The sequence below is a fragment of the Gracilibacillus sp. YIM 98692 genome, assembly GCF_010993965.1.
Classification (GTDB): domain Bacteria; phylum Bacillota; class Bacilli; order Bacillales; family Amphibacillaceae; genus Gracilibacillus.
Window position 1 is genome coordinate 1 of the sequence record NZ_WIXM01000010.1, and the last position, 17,123, is coordinate 17,123.

The 17,123-nt window shown below is 34.8% G+C and carries 19 protein-coding genes, 1 tRNA gene and 3 pseudogenes; 18 read left to right on the forward strand and 5 right to left on the reverse strand.

The window, feature by feature from the left end; all coding sequences use genetic code 11:
• The first annotated feature begins 171 nt into the window (after window positions 1-171).
• From GHD00_RS10650 to GHD00_RS10665, 4 genes and pseudogenes are all read left to right on the forward strand, one after another.
• Window positions 172-244: transfer RNA gene (locus GHD00_RS10650), tRNA-Val, on the forward strand.
• A gap of 121 nt (window positions 245-365) precedes the next feature.
• Window positions 366-808: pseudogene (locus GHD00_RS10655) on the forward strand (IS4 family transposase); the annotation flags it as partial.
• A gap of 94 nt (window positions 809-902) precedes the next feature.
• Entirely contained in the window at window positions 903-1,745 is an 843-nt protein-coding gene (locus tag GHD00_RS10660; RefSeq protein WP_163538153.1) for a HipA domain-containing protein, read from the forward strand.
• Window positions 1,746-2,495 carry an HIRAN domain-containing protein gene (locus tag GHD00_RS10665; RefSeq protein WP_163538154.1) on the forward strand — a complete coding sequence of 250 codons (750 nt, stop codon included), beginning with the start codon at window positions 1,746-1,748 and terminating at the stop codon, window positions 2,493-2,495.
• A gap of 293 nt (window positions 2,496-2,788) precedes the next feature.
• On the opposite strand, the gene GHD00_RS21450 is transcribed toward GHD00_RS10665, so the two are convergent.
• The 3 genes and pseudogenes from GHD00_RS21450 to GHD00_RS21095 form a co-directional block, all read right to left on the reverse strand.
• Window positions 2,789-3,001, reverse strand: a complete 213-nt coding sequence (locus tag GHD00_RS21450) for an IS3 family transposase (RefSeq protein ID WP_163538155.1) — start codon at window positions 2,999-3,001, stop codon at window positions 2,789-2,791.
• Window positions 2,973-3,644, reverse strand: a complete 672-nt coding sequence (locus GHD00_RS10675) for an IS3 family transposase (RefSeq protein WP_276208267.1) — start codon at window positions 3,642-3,644, stop codon at window positions 2,973-2,975. Before GHD00_RS10675 ends, GHD00_RS21450 begins: the two co-directional genes overlap by 29 nt.
• Window positions 3,645-3,936: 292 nt before the next feature.
• Window positions 3,937-4,392, reverse strand: a pseudogene (locus GHD00_RS21095) (competence protein ComK).
• A 212-nt stretch (window positions 4,393-4,604) separates the two neighbouring features.
• On the opposite strand from GHD00_RS21095, the gene GHD00_RS10690 reads away from it, so the two are divergent.
• The 13 genes and pseudogenes from GHD00_RS10690 to GHD00_RS10750 form a co-directional block, all read left to right on the forward strand.
• A complete protein-coding gene (locus tag GHD00_RS10690) occupies window positions 4,605-4,817 on the forward strand; it encodes a YgiT-type zinc finger domain-containing protein (RefSeq protein ID WP_163538158.1) in 213 nt (70 codons plus the stop codon).
• Between the two features lie 444 nt (window positions 4,818-5,261).
• A complete protein-coding gene (locus tag GHD00_RS10695; protein ID WP_163538159.1) occupies window positions 5,262-5,714 on the forward strand; it encodes a VOC family protein in 453 nt (150 codons plus the stop codon).
• A gap of 441 nt (window positions 5,715-6,155) precedes the next feature.
• Complete coding sequence (locus GHD00_RS10700; protein WP_163538160.1) at window positions 6,156-7,181, forward strand: LacI family DNA-binding transcriptional regulator; 1,026 nt, start codon at window positions 6,156-6,158, stop codon at window positions 7,179-7,181.
• 231 nt (window positions 7,182-7,412) lie between these two features.
• The gene (locus tag GHD00_RS10705; protein WP_163538161.1) at window positions 7,413-8,729 is read left to right on the forward strand and encodes an ABC transporter substrate-binding protein; all 1,317 of its coding nucleotides are present in this window, start codon (window positions 7,413-7,415) and stop codon (window positions 8,727-8,729) included.
• 70 nt (window positions 8,730-8,799) lie between these two features.
• Entirely contained in the window at window positions 8,800-9,726 is a 927-nt protein-coding gene (locus tag GHD00_RS10710) for a carbohydrate ABC transporter permease (RefSeq protein ID WP_163538162.1), read from the forward strand.
• On the forward strand, window positions 9,723-10,565 hold the full coding sequence (locus tag GHD00_RS10715) for a carbohydrate ABC transporter permease (protein WP_163538163.1): 843 nt from the start codon (window positions 9,723-9,725) through the stop codon (window positions 10,563-10,565). The genes GHD00_RS10710 and GHD00_RS10715 overlap by 4 nt, the downstream gene beginning before the upstream one ends.
• A gap of 52 nt (window positions 10,566-10,617) precedes the next feature.
• A complete protein-coding gene (locus tag GHD00_RS10720; protein WP_163538164.1) occupies window positions 10,618-11,025 on the forward strand; it encodes a VOC family protein in 408 nt (135 codons plus the stop codon).
• Window positions 11,026-11,062: 37 nt separating this feature from the next.
• The gene (locus GHD00_RS10725; RefSeq protein WP_205600743.1) at window positions 11,063-12,247 is read left to right on the forward strand and encodes a mandelate racemase/muconate lactonizing enzyme family protein; all 1,185 of its coding nucleotides are present in this window, start codon (window positions 11,063-11,065) and stop codon (window positions 12,245-12,247) included.
• Window positions 12,248-12,270: 23 nt separating this feature from the next.
• Window positions 12,271-13,101 carry a sugar phosphate isomerase/epimerase family protein gene (locus GHD00_RS10730; protein WP_163538165.1) on the forward strand — a complete coding sequence of 277 codons (831 nt, stop codon included), beginning with the start codon at window positions 12,271-12,273 and terminating at the stop codon, window positions 13,099-13,101.
• Between the two features lie 52 nt (window positions 13,102-13,153).
• A complete protein-coding gene (locus tag GHD00_RS10735; RefSeq protein ID WP_163538166.1) occupies window positions 13,154-13,861 on the forward strand; it encodes an SDR family oxidoreductase in 708 nt (235 codons plus the stop codon).
• 63 nt (window positions 13,862-13,924) lie between these two features.
• Entirely contained in the window at window positions 13,925-14,413 is a 489-nt protein-coding gene (locus GHD00_RS10740) for a VOC family protein (protein ID WP_163538167.1), read from the forward strand.
• Entirely contained in the window at window positions 14,406-14,813 is a 408-nt protein-coding gene (locus GHD00_RS10745) for a VOC family protein (RefSeq protein WP_163538168.1), read from the forward strand. Before GHD00_RS10740 ends, GHD00_RS10745 begins: the two co-directional genes overlap by 8 nt.
• Before the next feature lie 644 nt (window positions 14,814-15,457).
• Window positions 15,458-15,799, forward strand: a pseudogene (locus GHD00_RS10750) (nucleotidyltransferase family protein); the annotation flags it as partial.
• A gap of 333 nt (window positions 15,800-16,132) precedes the next feature.
• On the opposite strand, the gene GHD00_RS10755 reads toward GHD00_RS10750, so the two are convergent.
• Complete coding sequence (locus tag GHD00_RS10755) at window positions 16,133-16,357, reverse strand: helix-turn-helix domain-containing protein (RefSeq protein WP_163538169.1); 225 nt, start codon at window positions 16,355-16,357, stop codon at window positions 16,133-16,135.
• Between the two features lie 230 nt (window positions 16,358-16,587).
• On the opposite strand from GHD00_RS10755, the gene GHD00_RS10760 reads away from it, so the two are divergent.
• Window positions 16,588-16,761: an aspartyl-phosphate phosphatase Spo0E family protein gene (locus GHD00_RS10760; RefSeq protein ID WP_163538170.1), complete on the forward strand. Its 174-nt coding sequence runs from the start codon at window positions 16,588-16,590 to the stop codon at window positions 16,759-16,761.
• Between the two features lie 81 nt (window positions 16,762-16,842).
• Here the strand turns inward: GHD00_RS10760 and GHD00_RS21455 are convergent, their stop codons facing one another.
• Complete coding sequence (locus GHD00_RS21455; protein WP_163538171.1) at window positions 16,843-17,037, reverse strand: competence protein ComK; 195 nt, start codon at window positions 17,035-17,037, stop codon at window positions 16,843-16,845.
• Window positions 17,038-17,123: the final 86 nt, after the last annotated feature.

A 17,123-nucleotide genomic window follows, 5' to 3' on the forward strand; every position in this document is an offset into this window, starting at 1 on the left:
GATATTCAAAGAAAAAACTGTTCAAAATTAATGAGCAAAAAGTGTTCAATTTAACTTGACGGTTACATTACGATAAGTGTTCCGCTATTTTTACTTAATTTTACCGTTGCACAAAACTAATAAAACCGCTATAATCGTTATTGTTACAATGTTTTTATATTTTTGTTTTGTGATTCCGTAGCTCAGCTGGGAGAGCGCCACCTTGACAGGGTGGAGGTCGTTGGTTCGAGCCCAATCGGAATCATACCGTAGAACCCTTGATATGAGAGGGTTCTTTTGTTTTTTCTCACAAAACTGTTAGAGTAAGAATACCTTTAATTTCCCTCGCCTGTCACTTCCCGCATTTTGTTGAAAGGGGAGGGGGTGAGTGGTTAGCGATTTTAAGTACAGACTGTACACTTACTGACCATGAAATCATTCGTATTTATCGTATGCGCTGGGATATTGAAGTCTTTTTCAAAACAACAAAATCTCTTTTGAAACTCCAAAAAGAGTTCCAAGGTCGTTCGTATGACTGCCTAATTAGCCATACAACCATTGTTTTCGCACGTTATATTGTCCTCTCATGGCAAAATAGATGTAGCACAGACGAGCGAACACTTGGTGGCATGCTTTATGAATTATGTGATGAAATTAATGATCTCGATTGGGCTCTGGCATTACAGCAATTAATCGAGCTTCTTGAAGATGCCTTAAAAAGAGCAACAAGAAGGTACAAAAACTGATCAAAAGTCAACTACAACAATGGATCGCAGGATTACCCAACTACATCAAGGCGTACCTGCCTGTTTCAGTCTGCGAAAGTTGAGGAAATATGTTAAATTAAAAATGACACTGTACAGGTGACAACTGTATGTTGATAATCTATAATTAAGCTTAGAACCTTAAAAAAGGGTGGAATCATGAGCTTAATAGATGTATCAAGTTGGGAAGTTGATGAAAAAAGACAGGTTTCAGGAACTAGAGAGAAGTATTGGTTAGTCCACCCTGAGACAGAGCAACGTTTTCTTTTTAAAATTCCAAAAGAGAATACAGGAGAAGCCTGGGCTGAAAAAATTGCATCTGAAGTAGGAAAGGCTATGGGTCTTTCTACTATGGATGTCAATTTAGCGAAAAGAAATAACACAGTAGCAGTATTAGCAGCAAATTTTATAAATAAACAAGAAGAGTTATTTGAAGGTGGAGACCTTTTTTTTACAATTGCTGATGATTTCGATCGCTACAATCTCAAGTATTATGATTTTTTTAACATTATGAAAGTTTTATCTGAATTTCAATTAGAGCGTGATTTTATTAAAATTCCTGTTTTTGATGCTTTTATAGGAAATCAGGATAGACATTGCGACAATTGGGGAATAATAGATAGTAAAAGTGGATATAAGATTGCACCTATTTATGATAGTGGTGCATCCCTTGGCTTTCAGTTGAAGGAAGATAGAATCAACTTAATGTTTCAAGATCCAAATATGTTTAAGGCATTTAGTAATCGTAGCTTTTCATTAATTGGATTACCTAACAAAAAGAAACCTCGTTTTTTGGATTTGTTGGATGTTATTAAACAGCATTACCCTTCAGAGGTAAAAGAGACAATCCATTTAATTAATAAAGTGAATGAAAATTTACTTGAAGGAATAATGGAGTCGATACCAGAAGAAGTAATGGGTGTAACTTATAAAAAATGGGCAAAAAAGTTATTACTATATCGCAAAGAATGGTTATTAGATTGGTATAGAGGAGGTGTTTAAATGGAAAAGAAACCTTTTGTCTTATGGCTTATCTGGCAAAACCAGGAGACTAGGCAACGTTATCATGTAGGGAATTTATTTCATGAAGATGGTAAATATACCTTCACATATGAGTTGAGTGGTAAACGCCGAACATTAACTGAAGCAATGGAAAATGGATATAAGCCACATCTGTCATTTCGTGATGTAGAAAAGACATATGTTTCTAACCGTTTATTTGGACCATTTGCACGCCGATTACCAGATAAAAGAAGACCAGACTTTCATGAAATTTTGAAAGGTTACGGCTTACCTTTGGATTATACAGAAATGGATTTATTGCGTGCGACAGGTGGACGATTAGCAACTGATCCATACGAGTTTGTAGCTCCAATTAGTGTTATCGGAGACCATTTCTATTTTGACTTTTACATTGCAGGTTGGCGCTACTATGATGGAGATAAAATTGAGAGTCAGTTACAAGCAGGTTCTAATGTAAACTTTCAGTTAGAGCCTTCGAACAAAGAGGACAACAAAGCAGTAATTGTATTGTCTGATAATCAAGGACACAAGTTAGGGTATATTCCAGCCTTTTATAGTGAATTTATGTTCGATGTAATTGAAAACAATCAAAAATACGAAGCAAAAATTGAGAAGGTTAACTCGTATGCAAAGCCACAATTAAAAATCAATATTTCCATTGTTGGTCAGCTAATGAAAGGATATACAACGACTAACAGTGAAGATGTTGAACCATTACAATATGTTTAATCATTCTGAGTGCCTGTTAGTATAGGTTGCCTGTGGTCAATAACCCACCTTTTAGACAATAAATATTTCGACACAAATATTTCGACACATCTAGCTTAATTGGCAATTGAATGGCAGGTATTCTATTATGTGGTGCACTTCATTATGAGCTTGACATGGAGCCTCAACGAGAATGATTTATTAGCCGATGCACTAGGATATTCATTACATTGGTGCGCTGGAGAGCGTATCATTCCCGTCTTTCCATATAAAGTTGCTCATCGCTTGTGTAAGATCGATTGCTAGACTTCGTTCTATGCCACCATCCAATTGAAATATTGAGCAGGAGACATTCCCATTAGTCTCTTTTGATATCTTTGATTATTATAATAATCAATGAATGTTGATATCGTTTTGTAGGCTCCCTTAACTGTTTCACAAGGGAATAGAATAAAGGTCTCTGATTTAAAGTGTGAAAAGAATCCTTCTACGCATGCGTTATCTAAGCATGTACCTTTTCTTGACATGCTTTGGCGTAAGGTTATACTCTTTGATTAATTGATTATATTTATTGGAACGATACTGCATACCTTGATCACTGTGTAGAATGGTATCTGTATTCGTTCCTCCTTTTTTGAAAGCTTTCCGCATGGTATCCACTACTAGTTTGATATTGTTCTCCTGGCTTGCTTGATAGGCAACAATTTCGTTATTAAACAGATCCATAATGACAGATAAATAGATAATCTGATTACCTACCTTAAACTCTGTGATGTCTGTAACTAATTTTTGAAATGGTGTATCCGTATAAAAATCTTGTTTCAGTAGATTATCATAAACCCTTCCTGCGGTTGATTGACGATATATCTTCGTGTGTTTTTTCTTCCGAATCACAGCCTTTAATCCAAGTTTTTTCATAATCCGATGTACCTTTTTATGATTGATAACCCAACAATAATCTTGACGCAACCTTAACTCAATCCCACGTACACCAAGCACACCCTCATATTGGTGATAAATATAGGAAATAAGCTCTTCTTCATCTTTGTCCCTATTAGGACGCTTAAGATATTCATAGTAACCACTTCTGGAGACTCCCAATACTTCGCATAAAGAAGTAACAGGATAGTCTCTTTTAAGCTGATCAACCACTTGATACTTCTTTATCACCCCTTTTGGCGCAAGATTTCTAAATACTTTTTTAACGCATCAACCTCTAGCTGCAATCGATTGTGCCATGGCTAGCTAGTGCGTGGAACTAAAAGAATGGCACACATCCTTGATTCTGCCATATTGTTTTTTTATGATGTAGGGTGATTCTAAATGTTGTAAAAGAATAGAATATAGGATTCCATGCACTACTTGAATCTTATCGATAAATTGTTGTGGTAGTGGTTGTGTTTAAACATTGTCACATATGTACTTGATCATGCATTATTTCATTCGGTGTTTGTAAGCAGCACTATCCCAATCGCTCAAATAATACTTTTACCATTCCGGTTCTGTCATACTGTTTTTTCATAGTGTGGTGGGATATAGGGTATGTTTCCTTCTTTCCATTAACAAAGTGGATGACTAATTGTTGAGGTTCTGTTTGGTTAATAGATGCAATAGCATGGAAGAAGAGTCAGCAACATGTAAAGGATTTGGGTGATTCTGTTGGGAATGCATAAATACCTTTTGTAGGGTTAATGGGAATGGGTGTCTTTTGCTGAAAATCTAAATAATATTTTACGGAGGCTTGTCGCCCTTCATAAAATGCACCATAATGCAAGCAATTATCTTTGATAATGCTGATGGCAGAGGAAGTATGATATACTACTTCCTCTTGCTCGATGATTTTGACTTGATAGTGGATGTCTCTGCGGTGTCCGAGTGGAAGACATCGAAGACCCACACCTTTGATCAAAGCCCCCATGTATTTTTATTTAGGTTGCCTGTCACTTCCCGCGAAATGACATATTTTGTCGAACGAAAAGGGAATATAAGTTTGGTTAGTCGATGTAATTTTAATGGATAAATAGTATACTAGATTAGTAACTACATGGTGGGCGGTTGGCCATCTTCCTTGTGAAAGGGAGGTGGTATGAGTTCGAACAAATGAGTGCTATAAAGGAGCGTTCACAAATTATGTTGAATATTCCGTGTAGATGTGGAGGTTATGCAAAGCACCGGATTGGAAATGTAAAGCACTATATTGGTTCTAAGGTGATTACTGTAAAAAATGTTCCTCATTATTATTGTGAAACTTGTCAAACTTCTTCCTATGGCACTGATGTTAATGTTACCAACCTCTTAAAAGATGCTATTGTAAATGAACTTGATGTAATAACATATAACTAGATTGATTTGGGGTGTCTGTCGCCTCCCGGCTGCAAAGGCGATGAAAGAGCCGATTCAATCTAAAAAATTGCAGCGTCCCACTCGAGTTAGAATCTACGGTATTTGACGGATATTGAAACTTCTTTAAGTGAACCAAATCGATGCTGGCTTAGGAGGAGAATGCCGATCTTATGATGAGCTTTTTAGCCATACAACGATTGTTTTTACATTCTCCGTGTATTGAGCTCAAAAGTTAACTATATACTTGGTTGGCATCTTCACCTAATATGTCAAAGGTTGCTTAAGGGTTTCTTTGTGCGAAAGTTAAAGTGATAAGTATTAGTTTGGGTCAGAATAAAAATATTTTAATACAGTCTTAACGAACAACACAGTTGACAATGAATTATTGATGTAATATATTGTACTTCATTGTAAGCGCTTTATAATTTGGGAGGAGGCAATCATATGGAGGACAATATTTTAGGTACAAAATTTATAACCCAAGTTGCTATTGTTGTAGAAAATATTGAGAAAACATCGCAGGAATACGCAGATTTTTTTGGACTTAGAAAACCACCTATAAAAATTACAGATGTAGTAGAAAAAGCAGAAACAGAGTATAGAGGAAAAAAATCTCCAGCAAGAGCAAAACTAGCATTTTTTGAAATGGGATCTATACAGCTAGAGTTAATCGAACCGGATGAAAATCAAAGTATCTGGAGGGAATTTTTAGATGAAAAAGGTGAAGGGTTTCATCACATTGCCTTTGTTGTGGATGGGATGAAAGAAAAGGTGAAAATAATGGAAAAGAAAGGTATGCCCTTAATACAGAAAGGTGAATATACTGGTGGGCGTTATGCATATATGGATACCCAAGCTGATTTAAAAGTTTTGTTCGAACTTTTGGAAAATGATTAATTTAATTCAGATTTTACTTATTTTGATAACCCTTAGTTAAAATTATGAATTATCGTGGGAAAGAATAGATGTTCGGAAGATAATATTTTTCATGTATAAAATATGTAAGGATAATCATTGATTTTATGAAACCGATATTCATTTAACGCTTTAATATTGTTTTGTATAACAGTTATGAATATCGGTTCCATAATTTATTTTTTTGATCTATTGTATTAATTTGTGTTCGAGGGGTTTTTTATAAATAAAAAGTATAATTGTAGTATAAATGATTTGAGTAATTATGAAACCGGTACCGGATATCATTTTTTAGTGATTATGGGAAATTACTATTGAATAGTATTTGAATGCGTGTTATCATATTAATTAATAGCTTAATCGAGAGTTTAAAGATTTAAATTTTATGAAACCGGTATCAGTTTTGAAAGAAGGTTGAAGTGTGTGGTTAGTATTACAGATGTTGCAAAATATGCTGGAGTTTCTAAATCAACCGTTTCTAGAGTGCTCAACGGAAAAGTGCATGTTAATAAGGAAACAGAGCGTAAAGTTCTAGATGCAATTGATTTATTAGGATATAGTCCGAATGCCGCGGCAAGGACTCTATCCACAAAGAAGACAAATAGTATTGGGGTTGTCTTAGAGCGGCTACATGATCCAATTTTTGCTGAGCTAATTCAGGGAATAGGAGAGCAAGGTGGTAAGGATAATTACTATGTCATATATTCTGATGCTCAAGGGATGTTGGATGAGAAAAATAAATATATTGAGTTTTTAACGCATGGTCGTGTAGATGGTGTATTAATCTTTGGTTCGTATTTAACAGACAAAGCATTAATAAAAAAATTATCAGATCGTAACTTCCCATTCGTGCTAATTGAAAATGAATTCGATGATGTACCTACTAATAGCATTTTAATAGATAATGTTGGTGGTGCGCAAAAAGGAGTGAATCATCTTCTAGAATTAGGACATAAAAAAATAGGTCACATTACAGGGAATATGAATACAAAAGCAGCTTTGGATAGATTGAATGGATTTATTCTTGCAATGCAAGGTAAACAACTAATTATTGAAGGTGAACATATTGCATACAACTATAGCAAAAAGAGATTCGAAGATGGCTATAGAAGCATGACACAATTACTAAATGCATCAGAGAGGCCTACTGCTGTATTTATTTCAGATCAGATTCGATCTTATGGAGCAATCCAAGCAATTTATGATAAAGGGCTAACAGTACCTAATGATATAGCTGTTGTAGGTTTTGATGATCAAAAATTTTACGATAAACAGTATAATGGACCTGCATTGACTACAATTAGCCAGCCGTTTTTTGATATAGGTAAGGAAAGTGTTAGGGTACTCATAGATGAAATTGAAGAAAGAAATGAAAATCTAGTCAAAAAAACCTTTGATACAGAATTGATTATCCGACAATCTTGTGGAGCAAAACAAAAAGTTAAGTGATTTTATTTTTGAAAATGAGGAAATTTAGTTACTTAATTATAATCTAGTGATTTTATTTGCAATTGAAATTTTATAGATAAAAAAATTAAGCGCTTACAACATCTTGGTGATTTCTTGAAAGGGGTGAGGAAATTCTTTTAAGAAATATATTTGTGTCATCAAAAATTATATTTGAAGGTGTTTTCAGTTCATTAGGATGACAGCTATTTTAAAAAGTGGGGGGAAGAAAACATGTTTAAAGGGAAAAAAAGTATAGTAATGTCATTGGCTTTTTTACTATTGTTTTTGATTATAGCAGGATGTAATTCAAGCAGTAATAATGAATCCTCAGGTTCTAATACAGGATCAGATACAAATTCCGACGAGGGATCAGGTTCATCATCCAAGTCAGAGGAAGTAGTTGAACTAACTTATTGGGATGCGGATTGGAACGAGTCTATAGCACCAGAAGTAATAGACGAATTTGAAGCTGCTAACCCTAATATTAAAGTTAATGTTGAATTTTTCTCAATTGATGGAATGTTTGATAAATACTTAATTTCTTTAAGAAGTGGAAACGGTCCAGACCTTGTTAATATTGCAGCTGATTGGACTACTCCATTTGCAGCTGTTGGTGGCTTACTTCAATTAGATGATTATATTGAAAGTGACAATGTTGATTTAAATGATTTCTGGGAAGGTGCTTTATCAACGGTAAAAGTAAATGATGGGATATACGGATTACCATATCGAAGTGAAACACATGGCCTCTATTATAACGCAGATATGCTTGAACAAAGTGGTATTACTGCCCCCCCTGAAACATGGAATGATGTACTTGAAGCTGCCAAATTAATGCAAGAGAATGGTAATAATGGTATTGCTCTTGTTGGGGATCAATCTGGAAACTTGTCATATCAAGTTATTAACTTCATTAGAAGCTTTGGTGGTAGTGTTCTAAATGAAGATAATACTAAATCTTTATTACATGAACCAAAAGCATTAGAAGCTGCTCAATATTATGTAGATCTATACAAAAAACATCAAGTTACTCCTCAAAGTACAATGGATAATGATAACACGGACAACCGTAACCTGTTCTCAGCAGGAGAAGCAGCAATGTTCTTTAGCGGGAACTACGATATTCAGCCGATTAAAGATTCCAGCCCGGATCTTAATTTTAAAACAGCTTTGTTCCCGCATAAAGAAGGAGAAGACAAAGGTGTAATTCTTGGTGGGTGGAACATTGCTGCTACTTCATTCAGTGAACATCCTGAAGCAGCATGGAAGTTTGTCAATTTCATTGCATCTGCAGAAACTTCTGTAAAATATAGTAACACATTTTCCTCAAGAAAATCAGCTCTAGAGAATCCAAAATATCAAGATGAACTAGTTAAGCCATTTGGAGAGATGTTACAACACGGTAAACCTCTTACTCCTATTCCTCAAATGGGTCAAATAAGAAATATTATATTTAATAGAATTCAAGCGGCTATGGTAGGTGATGCTACCGTTGAAGAATCAATGAAAGCTGCTTCAGAAGAGATTGATGCATTACTACAAGAGTAATAGCTCAATAGTCTAATATTTCAGCTTGCTCTTTTAAGAGCAAGCTGTAAAAAGGAGTGAGCAAGGAAGAATGATCTCCAATTCCAGGTTAAACCGTAATTTAGGACTATCATTAAAACTTAAAAAACATAAAAACCCCGGAATTTTATTTGTTTTACCAGCTTTAATTGCGATCGCTTTTGTTCTGTTATACCCATTATTATATACATTTTATCTTAGTTTTTATAAAAGTGATTTGTATTCAGATAGTTTAGAGTTCGTTGGTTTTACGCAATATATAGAGTTATTTCAAAACGAATTATTTATCAATTCAATAAAGGCAACCTTTATTTGGACGTTTGGGAGTGTGTGCTTTCAGTTTCTAATAGGTCTTTTTGCGGCTGTCGTTTTGAGTCAAGAATTTATTAAGTATAAGACTCTAATTCGAATTCTTATCATGCTTCCGTGGGTTATACCGAGTATCATAGGTGTGCAAATTTGGGAATGGTCATATCATCCTGATTTTGGTATTATTAATCATTTTCTTCAGTCTGCCGGACTAATTTCAGAGGATATTAAATGGTTGTCTTCACAGAATACGGCACTGTTATCAGCGATTATTGTTAATGTGTGGAAAATGTTCCCTTTTGTGATGTTAATGATTGAGGCATCGTTGCAAAGTGTTCCTAATCAATTGAAGGAAGCAGCCCGAATAGACGGTGCTAATATTGTAAGGACATTTTTTACAGTTACGGTACCACATATATCGACAACGTGTTATACAGTAATACTTTTACTTGTAATTTGGACACTTAATGCATTTACGTTTATTTTTGCTCTTACTGAAGGAGGACCAGCCCATAGTTCAGAAATTTTATCCATGTTCATTTATATCTTTGCGTTCCAAAATTTTGAGTTTGGTAAAGCTTCGGCAGCTAGTGTAGTGTTGTTCTTATTTACTACTATGTTTGCAATTATCTATATAACTATGTTGATGAGAGGGGATGAGAAAAAATGAAGAAGCAAAAGCGTACTGACCTATTCATACGTGGTATAAGCTATTTGTTTCTAATAGCCATTCTATTTTTTGCTCTATTCCCAGCTTTTTGGATGTTTGCAACATCAATCAAACCAGAAACGGAAATATTTACTAATCCCCCTAGGTTTTTTACGGAAAATCCAAGTTTTTCAGGTTACAAGAGCGTAATATTTGAAAGTGACATACCAAGAGCTTTTATTAATAGCTTAGTTGTTTCAATTGGCACAACATTTTTTACATTAGTATTATCTGTTTTTGCGGCGTATGGTTTTGCTAGATTTAAGTTTCGCGGGTCAGGAGCATTATCAACTGGGTTATTATTTGGGCAAATGATGCCTACAGTAGTTATCGTAATGCCACTTTTCATGATGTTCAGTGAAATGAGTTTAGTTGATAATTATGGCGGTTTAATTCTAGCTAATATGGCAGTTACCATTCCGTTAGGTGTTATCATGTTACGTTCATTTTTTATAACCATTCCTAAAGAGCTAGATGAAGCAGCTTTAATAGACGGGACATCCCATATAGGTGCATTGTTTAGAATAATTTTACCTAACGCTATACCAGGGGTAGTTGCAGTAAGTATTTACACATTTTTACATTCGTGGGAAGAGTTTTTATTTGCATTAATTCTAACTAGATCCAGTTCATCCCAAACATTACCAATTGCAGTAAATGATTTCAGTGGAGAATTTGTCATAGATTGGTCGGGATTGATGAGTGCATCAGTAGTTGTTTGTATACCAGTTCTTTTGCTATTCCTATTGTGTAACAAATACTTTGTTAAAGGGTTATCAGAAGGTTCAGTTAAAGGCTAATTAGTAATAATTGAGTTTAAAGAGACTGGAGAAAAAGTAGGAGGAATTAGAAATGATTAAAAGAATAGGACATACAGCATTTACGGTTGAAAATATGGAAAAGTCGTTGGAATTTTATTGTGATCAGTTAGGATTTAAAAAATTGTTTGAGTTGAACAACCGAAATAATGAACCATGGATTGTATATGTAAAAGTATGTGATGGACAATTTATTGAATTATTCCATGGTGGTAAAAAGAAAAAAGAAATTAATGAAAGTACTATTGGATATCAACATTTGTGCTTAGAAGTAGAAGATATTAATGATATTGCAAATCATTTAAAAGGAAAAGGATTAACTTTAGATGTGGAACCGAAGCAAGGCTTAGATAAAAATTATCAATGTTGGGTGAAAGATCCTGATGGAAACCGAATTGAGTTTATGCAATTACATCCAGAATCTCCTCAATTAACTAATTAAAAACTTACCCTCAGTTGATTCAGAAAGGAGTATTCAATTGATAATAGAGAATGTGGAAACAATAGTAATTAAAAATCATAATCCTGAGCAAGGGGGAACATATTGGTATCTTGTTAAACTAACGACAGATGATGGCATTATTGGTTGGGGCGAAGTGAATATGCATTTTATCACTCGTAATCCAAAAGCTTTTCGTGCCATGCTCCTTGATATGGCAGAACAATTCTTAATTGGAAAGGACCCTTTTAAAATCGAATTAATGTGGCAGAACATTTTTCATAGATATTGCTATCAGCATGCAGACCTGTCAAAGATGACAATACTAAGTGCTTTAGAAGTGGCTTGTTGGGATATTATTGGTAAGTCACTGGATAAGCCTGTCTATGAATTACTTGGTGGATTGTATAACGAACGTCTTCGTTCATATACTTATCTCTATCCTGAGAATCCGATGGAGAACCACATGGAGTTATGGAAGAAACCAGAGGAATGTGCAAAAAGAGCACTTCATTACTGTGAACAAGGGTTTGACGCTATTAAGCTGGACCCTGTGATTGACTTTGATGAAGGGATTAATCCACCGTGGCAGCCATCTTTTAAAATATTGGATAGAGCGGAAAAAACAATTCGACTAATACGTGAGGCAGTAGGAGACCGCTGCGATATTATTATAGGAACACATGCCTTTCATACACCAGCTGGTGCACTTCGATTAGCAAAAAGGTTAGAGGCTTATGATCCACTCTGGTTTGAGGAACCCATTCCTGCAGAAAATCCAGAACAAATGGCGCGGGTAAATGATGCTACAAGTATTCCGGTATGTACAGGAGAGCGATTATCTACCAAATTTGAGCTAGGTGGTTTGTTAACGAGTGGTGCTGCTGAAATTGTTCAAGTAGATTTAGGTGCGGTAGGTGGAATATTGGAGTCCAAAAAAATAGCAGGTATAGCAGAAATGTTCCATGCTCAAATTACGCCACACTTTCATGGTGGGCCAATAATGTATGCTGCACAAGCACAAATTTCAGCGTGTTCACCTAATTTTCTTATACAAGAAATAATCGAACAAATGGATGGTTTTCATAAACAGCTTGTTAAACAACCGTTTGAGTTCGAAGATGGTTATATGATTCCATCTAAACTACCAGGTTTGGGGATTGAATTAGATGAAGAAGAACTCCAAAAACATACAGTTAATAGTTTATTTTACGAGTCTATTTAATGGGAGAAATGGAGGTTTTTTATTTGCGTTTAGGCGGACCGATTCAAGCGCAAAATCCTGAAGATTGGGCTGCAGAGGCATTGGAATTAGGATACAGTGCGGCTACATTACCTAAGAACGTAAGTGTGAATGATATAAGTTTGCAAAATGAATATGTTAAAACTGCTAATGCTGCTGATATTGTTATTGCTGAGGTTGGAGCTTGGAGCAATCCATTAAGTACAGATGAAAAGAAAGCTAAAGAAGCACTTCAATTTTGTAAAGATCAATTAGCGATTGCGGATAAAGTGGGTGCAAAATGTTGTGTCAATATAGTAGGTTCTAAAGGTGAAAAGTGGGACGGACCGCACCCTAACAACTTGACTGAGGACACATTTGCACTAATTGTAGATAGGGTTAGATCAGTTATTGATGCAGTAAAACCAAAGTATACTTATTATACATTAGAGCCAATGCCTTGGATGTATCCAAATGATATCGAATCGTATTTTCGATTAATCAAAGCAATCGATAGACCTCAATTCGGAGTTCACTTAGATCCAATTAATATGATTTCGAGCGTAGAAAGGTACTATAACAATAGTGAATTTATAAAAGAATGTTTCCGTAAATTAGGTCGATACATTAAGAGTTGTCATATAAAAGATATTATTATCCAAGATTCTTTGACCCTTCATCTTGATGAAGTACGACCTGGCCAAGGAACGCTTGATATTAATGTATATCTAGAGGAATTAAATAAGTTACCAAAAGACATTCCATTACTGTTAGAACATCTTCCAACTGACGAAGAATATAGACTTGGAGCAGAGTATATTCGTAAACTTGCAAAACAGAAAAATTATACCCTTTAGTTAAAAGATATTTTGTTTTTTAGAATTAGATTTTTTCGAAGGAGGTAAATAATTGACAACATTAAAAATACTGGTTACCGGAGCCAACAGAGGACTGGGTTATCACTTAACTAAAATGGGCCTCGATAAAGGCCATATTGTGATTGCAGGTGTTAGGAATTTGGATCAAGCGGATCAATTGACGCAATTAAAAGAGCGCTTTAAGGATTCTCTGCACCTAATAAAGCTAGATGTTACTTCTGAACAAAATGTAATAGACATTTCAAATCAATTAAAAGAAAAATATGGTTCACTTGATGTAGTGATTAACAATGCAGCTGTACTGTTAGAGAGAGAAAAGTTTATCGATGATTTAGATATAGATCAAGTACTAACTTCTTTTGAAGTGAATACTATCGGACCAATGAGAGTCATCAAGTATTTGTTACCACTCTTATATGCAGGCAATAACCAGAGTATTATAAATGTCTCTTCTGAGGCAGGGACAATATTGAATGCATTCCCAACAAATTATGCCTATAGTATGTCAAAAACGGCTCTTAATATGTTTTCGGAGAGATTAAGGGAATATCTTAAAAACAAAGGTATTCAAGTATATGCCATTCACCCAGGTTGGATGAAGACCGATATGGGTGGTGAAGATGCACCTTTTGATCCAATAAACACCGCCAACGGTATATACGATATCGTTGAAGAGAAAAAGAAAATATATAGTAAAATTGCGTTTATTGATACAAATGGCCGGCCTATGCCACTTTAAGTAAGAAAACTAAACTAGTGGTGTTGCTAGAATAGAATAATATATAAAGGTAGGAGGAGAAAAATGGAGACAATATCAACCAAGAAAATTATGAAAATTGGGGTTGTTGTTGAGGATATTGAAAAATCAGCCAAAGCTTATGCGGAATTGTTTGGTCTGGAAGAACCGGTAATTAAAGTACCAGACTTAAGTGTACCGTCAACTCCTGATGGGCCACACACTATTTATAAAGGGGAGTATCGAACAACAGGCTGTAAAACAGCCGTAATTCCAGTAGAGCCCATATACATCGAGTTAATTGAGCCCTTAAATCATCCAAGTCCATGGACGGAATTTCAAGAAAAACATCAACAAGGTGTGCATTATCTTGCATTTAATATCGATGGATTTGCTGAACATGCAGCATTTATGGAAAGTAAAGATATGCCAGTAGTTCAAAAAACAGAGAAAGGGCATGAAAGATATGCTTATTTTGACACGGAAAAAACATTGGGAGTAACGATTGAGTTTAAAGAGACTGGAGAAAAAGTGGGAGGAGTTAGAAATGATTAAAAGAATAGGACATACAGCATTTACGGTTGAAAATATGGAAAAGTCGTTGGAGTTTTATTGTGACCAGTTAGGGTTTAAAAAATTGTTTGAGCTAAACAATCGAAATAATGAACCATGGATTGTATATGTAAAAGTATGTGATGGGCAATTTATTGAATTATTCCATGGTGGTAAAAAGAAAAATGAAATTAATGAAAGTACCATTGGATATCAACATTTGTGCCTAGAAGTAGACGATATTAATGCAATTGCAAATCATTTAAAAGGAAAAGGATTAACTTTAGATGTAGAACCGAAGCAAGGTTTAGATAAGAATTATCAATGTTGGGTGAAAGATCCTGATGGAAACCGAATTGAGTTTATGCAATTACATCCAGAATCTCCTCAATTAAACAATTAATCAGTTTGAAAAATGTACTTTTGAATATAAGGAGATTGTATGAGTGATTTTCAAATAGGTTTAGAAATGTATTCACTACGCGAGATACGGAAAAAGATTGATTGAACTTAGTAGTTTTGACGGTATATTTACAGTAAAAATAAAAAGGATATTTAATGACATAGAATTGGAAGCGCTTAGTATTCACAGTAAAGTACTACTTGATTCAGAACAGTTAGAATATAAAGAGAAAAGGAATAGTGGAATACAATTTTGATATAGGAAGCAAATATATAATCACACTATGGGAACCATCTGTAGAAATTACAACAAAAGCGGATTTGGAAGATTTAATGTCTAAATTTCAACACTTGCTGAAAGTGCAAACAATATAGCCTGAATTATGAGTATCAATTTGATAAAATTGATTACCATTATAAGATGGACCTTATAGTCAAAGTATCTTTGAAAGTTAGATTTTGAGTACCTTCACTTCCCAAAATTTTGTCGAATGATTGGGGAGGAACGGGTACTTATTCTTCTGTTTGAATTAAGTTTCGGGTGCCTGTCACTTCCAGTTAGTTCTAGCAAAGCTTTGTGGATTGGGCTGAAACGCATCAAAGGAGTAAGAACGTGACTGTAGTGATTTCTCGGACTTTTTTACAAAGGTAGGGTCGGATTGTATTACGGTTCATGAATTGAATTATCCAGAGGAGATCAAGCGAACCGGTGTAGTAGAAGTGGATGATCACGGAGTAGTGACTTCTTTTGAGGAGAAGCCTGCAGAGCCGAAGTCGAATTTGGCTGTTCCGACGTTTTATATTTATCAGAAAGAGACTTTACCGATGATTAAGCGATACATAGAGGAAGGGAATAATTCGGATGCTCCGTGGCATTTTGTTCCTTGGTTGATTAAGCACAAGGATGTGTTTGCCTATTTGTTTGAAGGTACGCGGTATGATATTGGGACGGTGGAGAGTTATGAGAGAGTGCAGGAGAGGTTTTGATTTGCTCGAGCCATTACCCTTGTTACTTCTTGTGAAAGATTTTAGGAGTGGCAAGGGGTTTTCTTTTTAAAGTGTCATGTGAAATATTGAGCAAATTTTTATTATGTATTTTTGTTAGGAATGGAGTAGATGAAAATCACCAAAACGAACATTCGTTCTTGTTATTGGTGTATTATTGTTATATAATGGGATTAACATAAACAGAAGGTAGATAGAAACAACATCTCCGAGCTACTCCTAAACACCAAGAGGTATTAGAGCCTTCTAAGCGTAAAATACAATGTACTATCAATATGCTTTTTATATTATATGTAATTGTATAGAAGCAACTTATTAATAATCCTCTTCAGATTTAAAATCAATGATTGCTCGAATATCATGAATATCAAGAGCTTCCGCAATTTTTTCAATATGTTGAAAGTTAATATTCTGTCGTTTTTGATTAGATAGTTCACTAAGTGTTGCGTGTCTGATATCTGTTCTTCTAGAAAGTTCTCTTAATGAAATATCATATTTATTTAAAATACTGTTAATTTTCACAACCACTTTTTTTTGCATAATTCACCTTTAAATATAAGTATTAGTTGACTTTAAGTCGAATTTACCATAGTATTAACATATAAGTGGTACGCTATTAAGTACCAAGGTAACAATCATATTTATCTAGTGGTGATTGTGGATAATATTTTATGTGTGGATAGAGCTTAGTAAAATATGGACTTCTTAATATTACCTACTAGAGATTTTGTATATATTAGCTGTTAGATTCTTGTGGAGGAGATTCGAATATGAGTAAAAGTGAAAGAAATGTTATTCCAATCTTAAAACAAATTGAAAATATGCGAAGAGAATTAGTAGATATTGGGTTGCGAGATGGTTTGAATGCACCCTCTACATTAAAACATAGTGAATTATTAGATGAACAAATAAAAATTTATCAAAAACTGAAGAGGAAAACTTAAAATGAATTTGAAATAGTGCATGAATGAGTATGGTTTTGGGTGCCTGTCACTTCCCGGTTACGGAGCACATGCCTGATCGATTTATTGTTTTTGAATGGTGTAGAGTGATTGTTCTAGTTGGATTTGGGTTAATTGTTGAAATTGGATGATGCTTTTCTGTGATGTGGTGTCAGGCCTGATGGCGTTGATGTTGTGTGGGAGGATCCATATACAGTCGGGTTGCTCGGGTGATTTAGTTGGAAAGGTATACAGGTTCTTTTCGTTTGGAATGAGCAAGTCGCTTCAGTTGCTAGAAAGCATAGTGAAGATATGGGGGGAACGCCATTATTTTGCCCATGAGTCGCCAGATAACTTAAATGCTG